Below are 13,138 nucleotides of genomic sequence, written 5' to 3'. Positions count from 1 at the left end.
TCTCCCCATGACGGCCAAGGGATCTTCGGGAGTTCGCCCGTGCCGATAAGACCCCTGAAAGCCGTAGTCGGCGGCCTCGTCGCCCTATTGGCACTGGCCCTCGGCGTGCCCGCGGCCGCGAACGCGGCCCCCGGCGATCCCGCGGGTGTCGCGCGCGTCGCCACGGTCTTCCCGCTCACCACCCCCGAGACCCGCACCGCCCTGATCAGCGCCGAGGCCCTCGCCGGATACACCTCGCCGACCGGCGCGCTCACCCGCGACCTCGACGCCGTGATCGACACGTCGGCGGCCATCGCTATCGACCCGATGATCCTGGCGTCTATCCGTGTGCTGGGCACGTCGGCGCCGCAGTCGGCCCTCGACTGGCTGAGCCGGCTGTCCCAGGCGCCCAACGAGACCTTCTCCCTCACCTACGCCGACACCGACGTCACCGTCGGCCTCCAGGCCGGCGCCTCCTCGGTGATCGCGCCGAACTCGTTCGATTTCGCGATCGACCCGACGCTCTTCGCTACGCCCCCGGCCGAAACCCCCACCGCCACCCCCGATCCCGAGCCCACCGAGCCGCCCCGGGGGACCGCGCCGAGCCTTCCGACCGCCCAATCGCTGCTCTCCTGGGACTACACGGTGCCGGCCATCGTGTGGCCGGTCGCAGACACCGTGATCACGAGCGACCTCGCCACGATGGTGTCGAGTGGCTTCAACACCACCATCGTCAACTCGGGCAACATCGAGCGCACCGACCGGTCGAAGGCCATGGCCTCCCTCGGAAGCCTCTCGGCTGTCACCACCGACGACGGGCTCTCGCAGCTCTTCGGCGACGCGATCGACGCAGAAACCATGCAGCAGTGGGAGTCCGCCGTGGCCCTGCTGCAGCCGGCCGTCGACGCCAGCGCTGCCGAGGGCGACGCCGGGGGAGCAGCCATCGTGCTCGCCGTCGACCGCACCAGCCTCGGCACGGCCAGCCGGCTGCGCTCGACCCTCGCCGCCATCGACGCGCTCCCCAGCAGCGACCTCGCGTCGTTCTCGTCCGTGCTCGACTCCGCGCGCGGCGACGCCACGATCACCGACCGTCCGCAGAGCCCCGAGCGTGTGAGGGCCGCCCAGACGTTGCTGACCACCGAGGCATCCGACGCGGCCTTCGCCTCCGTCGCCGAGAATCCCGAACTCATCACCGGAGAACGACGGCTGCGCATGCTCGCGACCATGTCGAACGCCTGGTACTCCTACCCCGGTGGCTGGGGCAGCGCTCTCGCGCTCTTCGAATCCGAGTCGGTCGCCCTGCACGATTCGGTGCGCGTCGTGCAGAGCAGTCCGATAACGCTTATCGCCGACCGCGGCTCGCTCTACATCACGGTGACGAACGAGTTGAACCAACCGGTCAACGTCAACATCGACGTGACCGCGCCCACCCCGTTACTGGCGATCGAACAGTCGCCCGTTCCCCTAACGATCGAACCGGAGTCGCAGAAGCGCGCCGCCGTGCCCGCGCAGTCGCTCTCCAATGGCACGGCCGTGATCTCCATCTCGATCTCGAGTCCGACCGGCGACAGGATCGGCACGCCGACCACCGTCAGCATCAGCGTCTACGCCGGCTGGGAGACGCCGATCACCGTCGCCCTCGGGGTGTTCGTCGTCGGCGTTTTCGGGTTCGGCATCGCCAGGCTCGTGGTGCGCCGCAGCCGCGCCCGCAGGGAGCGCGCCGCCGGAAACGCCCCAGTGGACGAGTCCGAGTGACGAAGACGGATGCCGGTGGGGGGCTCGGACGCGCGTCGGCGCTTCTCGCGTCGGGCACGATCGTCTCCCGCATACTCGGTTTCGTCAGTGCGGCGGTTCTCGCCCAGGCCATCGGCACCACCGGAGCCGGCGCCGACACCTTCGCCATAGCCAACCAGCTGCCCAACAACATCTACGCGATCATCGCCGGCGGCCTGCTCAGCGCGGTGCTCGTGCCGCAGATCGTCAAGGCCGGCATGCACGACGACGGCGGCCAACGCTTCATCAACCGGCTCGTCACCCTCGGTCTCGCCGTGTTCGTCCTGGCCGCCGTGATAGCCACGATCGCGGCCCCGCTGCTCGTCGACCTGTATTCCCAGCAGTCGAGCGACGGCTCGCGCGGCCTCTCGCCCGACGAGATCGCGTTGGCAACCGCCTTCGCCTACTGGTGCCTGCCTCAGGTGCTCTTCTACGCCATCTACAGCCTGCTCGGCGAGGTTCTCAACGCCCGCAAGATCTTCGGTCCGTTCACCTGGACCCCGGTGCTCAACAACCTCGTCGCGATCGCCGGCATGGTCGTGTTCATCGTCGCCTTCGGGGGAGACCCGGCGCACACCGACGCGTCGACGTGGACGGCACCCATGATCACCCTGCTTGCCGGGTCGGCCACGCTCGGCATCGCGGTGCAGGGTCTCGGCCTCTTCTGGTTCTGGCGCCGCGCAGGGCTGACCTACCGGCCCGACTTCCACTGGCGCGGTGTCGGCCTCGGGGCGACCGGCAAGGCCGCCTCCTGGGTGTTCGGCATGATCGTGATCACCCAGCTCGCGGGTATCGTCCAGAGCAACGTGGCATCTCAGGCCGGCGGAAGCGGCGACGCGTCCGTGCGGGTGCTCGGCCTCTCCTGGCTGATCTTTATGCTGCCGCACTCGATCGTCGCCGTGTCGATCGCGACCGCCTATTACACCCGCATGTCGACGCACGCGCACGAGGGCAACCTGGACGGCGTGCGCGCCGACTTCTCCGCCTCGATGCGGTCGATCGGGCTCATCATGGTCTTCGCGTCCGCCGGGCTGATCGTGCTCGCCTTCCCCTTCAGCGCGGTCTTCGACAACGACTTCGACGACGTGCAGCAGATGGGGTACGTGGTGATCGCCTACCTCGTCGGGCTCGTGCCGTTCAGCATCCTGTTCCTGATCCAGCGCACCTTCTACTCGCTCGGCGACACCCGCACCCCGTTCTTCCTGCAGGTGTTCCAATCTGCCCTGTTCGTCTTGGGTGCCCTCGTGGTGTCCGGGTTCGAACGGGAGTGGATCGCGGTGGGCATCGCCGCCGTAACCTCCATAGCTGGTTCGGCGCAGGCGGTCGTCGCCGCGGTCATGCTGCGCAGACGTCTCCAGCGCATCGACGCCGCCCGGATACTGCGCCGGTACGCCACCTTCCTGCTGGCGGCGCTGCCTACCGCCGCGGTGGGTGCGCTCCTCGCGTCCGCGATGGGTGTAACCACCGACGGTGGTTTCGCGGTGTCCGACTGGTTCACCGCGCTGGTGTCGATGGTGGTGATCGGGGGAGTGATGGCCCTTGTCTATGCGGGCGTGCTCGTCGCCTTCCGCAACCCGGAACTCGGCGAGGCCGTGCGACCGGTCGTGCGGCGCCTGCGCGGGCGCGGCTGACCCCGTCCGTCCCGGTAGCCCGGAATAGGCTGCACGTAGGATTGGTTATACCGGCTACTGCAAGCACAAAGGAGACGTTCGTGCGTCAAGTAATCATCATCGGCTCCGGCCCCGCCGGTTACACGGCTGCCATTTATGCGGCCCGCGCCAACCTGGCTCCCCTGCTCATCGCGAGCTCGGTCGAAGCCGGCGGCGAACTCATGAAGACCACCGAGGTCGACAACTTCCCCGGGTTCCCCGCGGGTATCCAGGGCCCCGACCTGATGCTCGCCATGCAGGCCCAGGCAGAGCGCTTCGGCACCGAGGTGGTTCTCGACGACGTGGTCTCGCTCGACCTCACCGGCCAGGTCAAGACGGTCACCCTCGGCAACGGAGACGTGCACGAGGGTCTCTCCGTGATTTTCGCGACCGGTTCCGCCTACCGCAAGCTCGGCCTCGAAGACGAAGAACGCCTCAGCGGCCAGGGCGTCTCCTGGTGCGCCACCTGCGACGGATTCTTCTTCCGCAAGAAGACCATCGCCGTGGTCGGTGGAGGCGACTCCGCGATGGAGGAGGCCACGTTCCTCACCCGCTTCGCCGACAAGGTCTACGTCATCCACCGCAAAGACTCGCTGCGGGCCTCCAAGGTCATGCAGGACCGCGCATTCTCCGACCCGAAGATCGAGTTCCTCTGGAACAAAGAGGTCGCCCACATCTACGGAGAGGGTCTCGTGAACGGCGTCGGCCTCATCGACACGGTCGACGGCAGCGAGACGACGCTGAACCTCAGCGGACTGTTCATCGCCATCGGCGCCGACCCGCGTACGCACCTCGTGCACGGTCAGCTCGACCTCACCATCGAGGGCACCATCGCGGTACAGGGTCGCACGTCGCGCACCAACCTCACCGGCGTGTTCGCGGCCGGCGACGTGATCGACCCCACCTACCGTCAGGCCGTCACGGCCGCGGCATCCGGAACCGTCGCGGCTCTCGATGCCGAGCACTACCTCGCATCGCTCCCCAAAGACCTCGTTGACTCGGCGGTCCAGGCCTCCATGGTCACCGACACCGCTGCAGAACCGGTAGCCGTCTAACTCTCGGCTCCTGCACCCACTCGAAAAGTAAGGAAAGTAATGTCTACTGCTCTCGACGTCACCGACGCCACCTTCACCGACCAGGTCCTCAACTCCGAAGACACCATCATGGTGGACTTCTGGGCCGAGTGGTGCGGCCCGTGTCGCGCGGTCTCCCCGATCCTCGACCAGATCGCCTCGGAGCACTCCTCGAAGATCAAGATCGTCAAGCTCAACGTCGACGACAACCCCGAGATCGCCATGAAGTACCAGATCACCTCCATCCCCGCGATGAAGGTCTTCAAGGGCGGCGAGGTCGTCAAGACCATCATCGGCGCCAAGCCCAAGCCGGCCATCGAGGCCGACCTGGCGGAGTTCCTCGCGTAACCACTCGCGATCAGGAGCCCCGCCCGAGACACTCTCGGGCGGGGCTTTTTCTGTATCTACGTGGCTTCACTGCCGCACCCCATATCCTTGAACGACGATCGAACGGGAATTCTTCATGACTGCACAGGGCCCGACACCGGGAACGAACACGGGAAACAACCTCGACCCTTGGTACGGCCACTACGCCGACCGCACGGCCGGCCTCAGCGCCTCCGAGGTCCGAGCCCTGTTCGCCGTCGCCTCCCGCCCCGAGGTCGTTTCGCTCGCCGGCGGCATGCCCTTCGTGTCGGCCCTCCCGCCCGAGCTGGTCAGCGGCGCCCTCGAGCGCGTGATGCGCGACCACGGTCCCGAGGCACTGCAGTACGGTTCGGGCCAGGGCACACCGGCCATCCGCGAGCAGATCCTCGAGGTCATGGCCCTCGAGGGCATCCGCGCGAGCGTCGACGACGTGGTCGTCACCACCGGGTCGCAGCAAGCACTCGACCTCGTCACCAAGCTGTTCATCGACAAGGGCGACGTCATCCTCGCCGAAAGCCCGAGCTACGTCGGCGCGATCGGCGTGTTCCGCTCGTACCAGGCCGATGTGATCCACGTCGCGACCGACGACGACGGCATGGTGCCCGAGTCGCTGCGTGAGACCATCGTGCGCACGCGCGCGGCGGGCAAGACGATCAAGTTCCTCTATCTGATCCCCAACTTCCACAACCCGGCCGGCGTCACGCTCAGCTGGGAGCGCCGCCTCGAGATCATCGAGATCGCGCGGTCGAACAACATCCTGATCCTCGAAGACAACCCCTACGGGCTCCTCTACTTCGACGGCCCGCCGCCCCAGGCGATGCGCTCGGTCGACACCGACGGCATCATCTACCTCGGAACCTTCTCGAAGACGTTCGCGCCAGGACTGCGTGTCGGCTGGGCCGTGGCGCCCCACGCCATCCGCGAAAAGCTCATCCTGGCCAACGAGTCCGCGGTGCTCTCGCCGAGTACGTTTACCCAGAATGTGATCACTTCGTACTTCGGTGCATCCGATTGGCGCGGTCAGATCGACACCTTCCGCTCCATCTATCGCGAACGTAAAGAGGCTCTGGTCGGCTCTTTAAAGGAGCACCTGCCCGACCTGACCTGGACAGACCCGAATGGCGGGTTCTACGTTTGGCTCACGCTGCCCGAGCACCTCGACTCGAAGGCGATGCTCCCGCGCGCCGTCAAGGAGCTCGTCGCCTACACGCCCGGTACGGCCTTTTTCGCCGACGGCGGCGGGCGGCACAACATCCGGCTCTCGTTCTGCTACCCCACCTCAGACGCCATCCGTCTCGGCGTGCGGCGCCTCACCAAGGTGATCAACGGCGAGACCGAACTGCTCGAGACCTTCGCCGGCACCGGCCAGCTCGAGACGATCAAGTCCACCGACCGGGTCACGAGCCCGCCGCCGAACATCGACTAGGGCACCACCATGACTGACTCAACTCCGCGTACCATCGTCGTTCTCGCCGGGGGACTCTCGCACGAACGCGACGTCTCGCTGCGTTCCGGTCGGCGCGTTTCCGACAGCCTCGCCCACCACGGCATCGATGTCGTGATGAAAGATCCGGATGCCACGTTGCTCGAGTATCTCGAGAGCAGCCGCCCCGACGTCATCTGGCCGGCGCTCCACGGCGCCAGCGGCGAGGACGGCGCACTGCGCGGCCTCCTCGACTATCTGGGAATCCCCTTCGTCGGATCGAAGTCCGACGCGTCACGCCTCGCCTGGGACAAACCGACCGCGAAGGTCATTGTCTCGCGCGCCGGGGTACCGACGCCCCAGTCGATCACCCTTCCGCGCGACACGTTCCGCGAACTCGGCGCCGGTGCCGTGCTCGGCATCATCTCGACCGACTTGCCCGTGCCCGTCGTCGTGAAGCCGGCCCAGGGCGGATCGGCCCAGGGCGTCAGCATCGTCGACACGGCCGAGGAGCTGCCGCGCGCGATGGTTAACGCCTACACGTACTCCGACGTCGCGCTCATCGAGCAGAAGATCGTCGGCGTCGAGATCGCCGTCAGCATCATCGACACCGGCGACGGGCCGGTCGCCCTCCCGGCCATCGAGATCGAACCGGTCTCGGGTGTCTACTCGTTCGAGGCTCGGTATACGGCGGGGGAGACCCGCTTCTACGCCCCGGCGCGCATCAGCGACGAGGTCGCGGCCCGTGCCGCCGAAGTGGCGATCACGGCTCACACCGCGCTCGGTCTCCGACACATCTCCCGCATCGACCTCATCGTCGACGCCGCCGGCACTCCGTGGTTCCTCGAGGCGAGCACCCTTCCCGGCCTGACCGAGACATCGCTCTTCCCGTTGGCCCTCGAGGCGGCCGGGCACGACGTCGGATGGGTCTACTACGCCCTTGCTGAAGCGGCCGTAAACGAGGCTCGCGACTAGTTTCACGTGAAACGTTGCGTTCGGCCTCGCCGAAAACCCTGATCAGCGGGTAGTTTTAAGCCGACGCTCTAGGAAATTCGGGTGCTCCCGACGAGCTCTCCGAAATGGTCGGAATCGCTCAGAATCGCTCCTGACGGGCCGAGACTGTTCAGCGGTGAAAATCGCCGAGTTCGTCCGCTCAGAGCCATTTTGCCGATTCGGGTCGAAAATGCGCGGCGGCCGCGATCGAGGGGCGGGTGTTGCGACGACAGTAGCGCCGTCGCATCGTTACCTCCGCTCAACTCGGTGGGGGCCCGGGCGGAGCCTCCCGCCACGACGTCACCAGCGACGTCGCGTAGCCGACTCCGACAAGCCCCCCTTGTCACCGCTTCGGTACCGACGAGCACTCCGCGGCTCACGATGCCGAGCCTCCACTCGCGACGAGCGCGCGACTACCGTAGCGCGCAGTCCCACAGGATCGACCGCCTGAGAAGAGGAACGTGGTCCTGTTCAGGGACACGAGCAGGCGGCTGACCCGCGTGGAATTTCCATCGTCTCGCGCCCTGCATTCCGACGCGGCGCAGGGCCTCCCGGCGCCTGTCCGCCTCAGTAGGATCCCGGGGGAGTAGCGACCGGCGGCAACTTGGCACCTGGGAGTTGTGAGCCTGGCCCACCACAACCGCAGTCGCGGCGAAGCCGGTCCGCGGATGGCCGCCCAAGGGTCCGCGCGGAGGGCATCCGGGACAGGCCCCAGTGCGTTCCAGGGCGTGGCCTGTTCGGTCCCAGAACCCGGCGTGCGCGGTGTCTGCGCCTGTTAATGGAGGCCTCAACGCCGAGGACTATCCGGAACGCCGCTCCCGGCACACAGAGACGCCACACAACCCCACAGCCGGCACGGCACAAAGCACGCGGAAAGACCGCAGCCTCCGCGCGAAAACCCGCCATGTTTCACGTGAAACATGGCCGGCTCGAACGAGTATCTAGCGGCGGAAACCCTCTTGACCGAGCTCGCCGAGAATGCGGTTCAGGTCGCCAACGGTCGCGAAGTCGATCACGATCGTTCCCTTGCTCGCGCCGAGCGTGACTTTGACCCGGGTGTCCAGCCGGTCGGCAAGGCCCTCGGCGATCTCGTCCAGCTGGCCCTGCCGCTTGCCCGCCGCGGGCTTGGCTTTCGCGGGCTTGGGGGAGGCCTGAGTCGCGGCTGCTTCCGCGGCGCGCACCGAAAGCTCCTCGTTCACGATCTTCGTGGCGAGACGGTCCATGGCCGCAGGCTCGCCCACAGACAAGATCGCGCGGGCGTGCCCCGCGCTGAGCACGCCCGACGCCACCTGGCGCTGGATCGGCTCCGGCAGGCGCAGGAGACGGAGCGTGTTGGTGATCTGCGGTCGCGACCGGCCGATGCGCTCGCCCAGCTGTTCCTGCGTGATCCCGAAGTCGGCGAGGAGCTGCTGGTAGGCAGACGCTTCTTCGAGCGGGTTGAGGTTCGCGCGATGGAGGTTCTCCAGCAGCGCGTCGCGCAGCATGTCTTCGTCGGCGGTGTTCTTGATCACCGCGGGAATGCTGGTGAGTCCGAGCTGCTTCGTCGCGCGCAAGCGACGCTCACCCATGATGAGCTCGTACTGGGGCCCTCCATCCACCGCACCCGCGAGCGGGCGCACCACGATGGGCTGCAGCACGCCGATTTCGCGAATCGACACCACGAGTTCTGCCAGTTCCTCGTCGCGGAACTCGGTGCGGGGCTGTTGCGAGTTCGGCACGATGTCCGAGGGGCTCAGGTTGGCCAGTCGTGCGCCCGGGACCGCGAGGAGTCCCTGCTTCTCTGCGGAGGCGGCCGGGAAAAAGACATCCACGGGCCGCTGCGCGGCCGAGTCTTCGCTCACCGGGATGAGTGCGCCGATTCCGCGGCCTAATCCGGTTCTTTTGGTAGCCATCAGGCGGGTGCTCCTCGTCGTGAAATTTCTGCGGCCGCCTCGAGGTACGAGAGCGAGCCCGGAGAGCTGGGGTCGTAGCTGATCACGCTCTGGCCGTAGCTCGGTGCCTCGGAGATGCGGACCGAACGGGGAATGACCGTCTTCAGCACCTCCTTGGGGAAGTGGTTGCGAACATCCTCCGCCACCTGGTTCGCCAGGTTGGTGCGTCCGTCGTACATCGTGAGCAGGATGGTCGACACCGATAACACCGGATTCAGGTGGCGCTCGATCAGTTTGATGTTGTTGAGGAGCTGGCTCAGGCCCTCCAGGGCGTAGTACTCACACTGGATCGGGATGAGCACCTCGCGGGCGGCCACAAATGCGTTGATCGTAAGCAGGCCCAGCGACGGCGGGCAGTCGATGAAGACATAGTGGAACGGCTCCGACGTCTCGGCGAGGAACCTGTCGAGCGACGTGCGGAGGCGCTGCTCGCGGGCAACGAGCGAGACGAGCTCGATCTCGGCGCCGGCGAGGTGGATCGTGGCCGGAACGCAGTAGAGGGCGTCGAACTCCGGGCTTTTCTGCAGGACACTGGCGACGGGCGCGTCGTTGATCACGACGTCGTAGACGCTGGGCGTCTCCGACCTGTGGTCGACCCCGAGCGCCGTGGATGCGTTGCCCTGCGGATCGAGATCGATCACCAGCACACGCGCGCCGCCGCGCGCGAGAGCCGCCGCCAGGTTGACGGTTGTCGTCGTCTTACCCACGCCGCCCTTCTGGTTCGCGACGGTGAAGACGCGGGGAGCCGGGGGGAGGGGCAACTGTTGGGCGGCGAGAGCACGTCGGCGACGGTTGATGTCGGCCAGCTCGCGGGCAAGCGGCGTCGAGTCGTCGAAGGCGCTTGTTGCCGGAGCGGTCCCCGCCGGAGTTGCGGGATTCTGACCCGCCGGTCGCTTCTGCGCGGCGTTCACCGCCTGCCCGGGCTCGACGAGCGCGTGAAGCGGCTCGGGCGAGACCGGGTTGCCCGCAGGGTAGCCATCGGGATGTTTCACGTGAAACCTTCGTTAGTGGGCCATCAGCCGACGTGGTGCACCCGGTCGCGACGCCGCATCAGCGCGTCTGCCACCGCTACGGCCTCCACCGCTATGAACTCGACCCGAGAGTTCCGGAAAACGTCTCGGGCCATCAATCAACTGTAGCCCGAAAGACCCGAGTGACTTCGGGTACTACGCCTTCGCCGAGTACGAGAACTTCGATCTCGCTCAACCGAGCCTTGCGGATGGCCTTTGCGGCGGCGGTGATCTCGTCTTCGACGCGTGCGCCCTTCATAAACAACATCTCTCCGCCGGCCTTCACCAGGGGCGCGGTGAGGGGGATGAGCGTCGACAGAGCGCTGACCGCGCGCGCGGTGACCTGGTCGAGGGGCCAGTCGAGCTTCGTCTCTTCGGCACGGGCGCGGATCACGGTGACGTTGGTCAGCCCGAGCGACGCCGCCTCACTCGTGAGCCAGTCGACCCTGCGCTCCATCGGCTCGATCAGAATGAACGAGACGTCGGGGCGCGCTATCGCGAGCACGATGCCGGGGAGGCCCGCACCGCTACCGATGTCTCCGACGACGCCGGGGGAGAGGAGGGGGGCAACCAGAACCGAGTTCAGGATGTGACGGGTCCAGAGCCGGGGGAGCTCCAGCGGTCCGATCAGACCGAGCTCTTCTCCTCGCCGTGCCAGATCGGCGGTGAATTGCCGGGCGAGGTCGATACGATCGCCGAACAGCGTTGCCGCTACGTCCGGTTCGATCTCCAGTGCGATGTCGTTCAATGTTTCACGTGAAACTAGGCGCGGGTGATGACGGTGTGGCGGTCGCGGCCTTCGCCCTCGGACTGCGAGGAGAAACCACGCTCAGCGACGACATCGTGCACGAGCTTGCGCTCGTATGACGACATTGCGGGAAGCGCTGCCGAGTCGGCTCCAGCCTCGATGCGCTCCACGGCCTTGTCGACGAGGATCGTGAGTTCGGCCACACGGGCCTCACGCGAACCGCCGACGTCGAGGATGAGTCGTGAGAACGACCCGGTCTTGGTCTGCACAGCGATACGCGTGAGCTCCTGCAGAGCGGCGACGGTGTCGGGACGGGCGAGCAGGCGGAGGTTGGTGTCCTCGCTCGAGTTCACCGAGACGTAGGCGCGGCCTCCGCGCGTGTCGATCTCGATGTCGCCATCGAGGTCGGTGATATCGAGCAGTTCCTCGATGTAGTCGGCCGCGATTTCACCCTCCTCTTCGAGCTGGCTCGTCGTGGGAGCCTGGTCTTCAGCGATGACGTCGACGTCGACGTCGATCGCCACGGTGGTGTCTGTCTCAGTCACGTCACTCACTTCTTGTTTCCAGTCTGCTTCTTGGCGCGGTTCTTGCTTACGGGCTGAACTCTCTGAGGTTTCTTCGGCTCCGCGATGGCGGCCGGTTCCTCGAACTCGGTGACGGTGATCCCGCGGCGCTGGCGCTTCTTCGCCAGGCGGGCCTCGCGGGCGAACGCTGCCTCGCTGCCCGGGGTCGGCATGTTGCGGATGACGATGAACTGCTGAACCATCGTCCAGATGTTCGAGGTCAGCCAGTAGAACATAACGCCGATGGGGAACGCGAAGCCCGAGAAGGCGAAGACCAGGGGGAGGATGTAAAGCAGGATGCGCTGCTGCTTGTAGGTGGGGCTCGCCTTCATCTCGGGCGACTGGTTCTTCGACATGATCTGCAGCTGCGTGATGAACTGCGACGCCGTCATGATGACGACCATCACGAGGGCGATGACCACCACGACCGTGTTGCCGACCTCGAGCGCGCTCTGGATGCTCAGCCGAAGGGGAGCGATGCCGAAGAGCGACGAACTTCCGAACTGCTCGGACAGTTGCTGCGACAGCAGCCCCACGCCCTCACGGTAGCTGCCGTCGGGCTGCGGCTTCGCCTCGTTGAGAACAGAGAAGAGGCTGAAGAAGATCGGCATCTGAATGAGCAGCGGCAGGCAGGACGCGAGGGGATTGGTGCCCGTGTCCTTGTAGAGCGCCATGGTCTCGCGCGACATCGCTTCGCGGGAGAACTGGTCTTTCTTGCCCTTGTACTTGTCCTGGATCTTCTTGAGTTGCGGGGCCACTTCGAGCATGCGGCGCTGACTCTTGATCTGGCGCACGAAGATCGGGATAAGCGCCGCGCGTACGACGAGCACGAGTCCGACGATGGAGAGGACCCACGTGAGACCGGCGGCGGGATCGAGCCCCAGCATGTCGAGGCCGGTGTGGAACGCGACGAGAATCGCCTCGATGACCCACTTAATGGGCCACAGTATTGTTCCGATGAGATCTGGCATTGGTGGGGTCAGCCCTTTCCATGGCTATGTGCGACGACAAAACCGAAGTCTGTTACCGAGTACCGCTCGGTCGGTCGTTGGGGGATATCATCGACTCCGCCGGCGGCCCAGGGGTGGCACCGCGCGATTCTCAGTGAACCCAACCAGATACCGCGGATGACGCCGTGGTGCTGGATTGCCTGAAGCGCGTACGAGGAACACGAGGGGTAGTACCGGCAGACATCGCCGTACAGGGGCGAGATCACCGCGCGATACGCCCGCAAGATGATGACGCAGAGGTTTCGCGGAAGCAGCCACACGAACGACAGCGTTCGGTTCATCACCGTGCCACGCTCCCATTCACCACATCGGAAATCTCCGTGTGAAGGGTATCCCAGGCGAGTTGTTCAACACCTGGCAATGCCCGCACGACGACGTCGCGGCCGGTCGAGTTGGTCACGAGCAGCTCACGGCCGATGGCGCGCAGGCGGCGCCGGACCAGGTTGCGCTGCACCGCTCCGCCCACATTCTTGCCGACGATGAAGCCGAAACGCGTGGATTCGGATGCGCCCCGTGGCAGAACGTAGACAACCGCATGGGGCGCATACGCGCGCTTACCCCGGCGCACGGCCGCTTTGAAGTCGGCAGCGCTGAGTACCCGGTTGGATTTAGAGAGCACG

At 66.2% G+C, this 13,138-nt stretch carries 13 protein-coding genes; 6 read left to right on the top strand and 7 right to left on the bottom strand.

Going from position 1 to position 13,138, the window contains the following annotated elements:
- Positions 1–39 precede the first annotated feature (39 nt).
- From IEV96_RS12205 to IEV96_RS12180, 6 genes are all read left to right on the top strand, one after another.
- Complete coding sequence (locus tag IEV96_RS12205) at positions 40–1,734, top strand: DUF6049 family protein (RefSeq protein WP_188510851.1); 1,695 nt, start codon at positions 40–42, stop codon at positions 1,732–1,734.
- The gene (murJ, locus tag IEV96_RS12200; RefSeq protein WP_188510850.1) at positions 1,731–3,383 is read left to right on the top strand and encodes a murein biosynthesis integral membrane protein MurJ; all 1,653 of its coding nucleotides are present in this window, start codon (positions 1,731–1,733) and stop codon (positions 3,381–3,383) included. The genes IEV96_RS12205 and murJ overlap by 4 nt, the downstream gene beginning before the upstream one ends.
- Positions 3,384–3,463: 80 nt before the next feature.
- Complete coding sequence (trxB, locus tag IEV96_RS12195; protein WP_188510849.1) at positions 3,464–4,456, top strand: thioredoxin-disulfide reductase; 993 nt, start codon at positions 3,464–3,466, stop codon at positions 4,454–4,456.
- Positions 4,457–4,495: 39 nt separating this feature from the next.
- On the top strand, positions 4,496–4,822 hold the full coding sequence (trxA, locus tag IEV96_RS12190) for a thioredoxin (protein WP_188510848.1): 327 nt from the start codon (positions 4,496–4,498) through the stop codon (positions 4,820–4,822).
- 115 nt (positions 4,823–4,937) lie between these two features.
- A complete protein-coding gene (locus IEV96_RS12185; protein ID WP_188510847.1) occupies positions 4,938–6,266 on the top strand; it encodes an aminotransferase-like domain-containing protein in 1,329 nt (442 codons plus the stop codon).
- 9 nt (positions 6,267–6,275) lie between these two features.
- Positions 6,276–7,238 (top strand): D-alanine--D-alanine ligase family protein, encoded by a 963-nt coding sequence (locus IEV96_RS12180; protein WP_188510846.1) that lies wholly within the window; start codon positions 6,276–6,278, stop codon positions 7,236–7,238.
- 959 nt (positions 7,239–8,197) lie between these two features.
- On the opposite strand, the gene IEV96_RS12175 is transcribed toward IEV96_RS12180, so the two are convergent.
- The 7 genes from IEV96_RS12175 to rnpA all read right to left on the bottom strand — a co-directional run bounded on the left by IEV96_RS12175 (position 8,198) and on the right by rnpA (position 13,137).
- Entirely contained in the window at positions 8,198–9,148 is a 951-nt protein-coding gene (locus IEV96_RS12175; RefSeq protein WP_188510845.1) for a ParB/RepB/Spo0J family partition protein, read from the bottom strand.
- Positions 9,148–9,993 carry a ParA family protein gene (locus tag IEV96_RS12170; protein ID WP_308419487.1) on the bottom strand — a complete coding sequence of 282 codons (846 nt, stop codon included), beginning with the start codon at positions 9,991–9,993 and terminating at the stop codon, positions 9,148–9,150. Before IEV96_RS12170 ends, IEV96_RS12175 begins: the two co-directional genes overlap by 1 nt.
- 319 nt (positions 9,994–10,312) lie before the next feature.
- Positions 10,313–10,945 (bottom strand): 16S rRNA (guanine(527)-N(7))-methyltransferase RsmG, encoded by a 633-nt coding sequence (rsmG, locus tag IEV96_RS12165; protein WP_188510844.1) that lies wholly within the window; start codon positions 10,943–10,945, stop codon positions 10,313–10,315.
- A gap of 14 nt (positions 10,946–10,959) precedes the next feature.
- Entirely contained in the window at positions 10,960–11,442 is a 483-nt protein-coding gene (locus IEV96_RS12160; RefSeq protein ID WP_373282442.1) for a Jag family protein, read from the bottom strand.
- A 53-nt stretch (positions 11,443–11,495) separates the two neighbouring features.
- Entirely contained in the window at positions 11,496–12,479 is a 984-nt protein-coding gene (yidC, locus tag IEV96_RS12155; RefSeq protein WP_188510842.1) for a membrane protein insertase YidC, read from the bottom strand.
- An 8-nt stretch (positions 12,480–12,487) separates the two neighbouring features.
- Positions 12,488–12,799, bottom strand: a complete 312-nt coding sequence (gene yidD, locus IEV96_RS12150) for a membrane protein insertion efficiency factor YidD (RefSeq protein WP_188511247.1) — start codon at positions 12,797–12,799, stop codon at positions 12,488–12,490.
- Entirely contained in the window at positions 12,799–13,137 is a 339-nt protein-coding gene (rnpA, locus tag IEV96_RS12145; RefSeq protein ID WP_188510841.1) for a ribonuclease P protein component, read from the bottom strand. Before rnpA ends, yidD begins: the two co-directional genes overlap by 1 nt.
- Position 13,138 lies beyond the last annotated feature (1 nt).

The organism is Conyzicola nivalis (genome assembly GCF_014639655.1).
In the GTDB taxonomy this organism is placed as follows: domain Bacteria; phylum Actinomycetota; class Actinomycetes; order Actinomycetales; family Microbacteriaceae; genus Conyzicola; species Conyzicola nivalis.
This window is presented reverse-complemented; position numbering and strand designations above follow the sequence as displayed.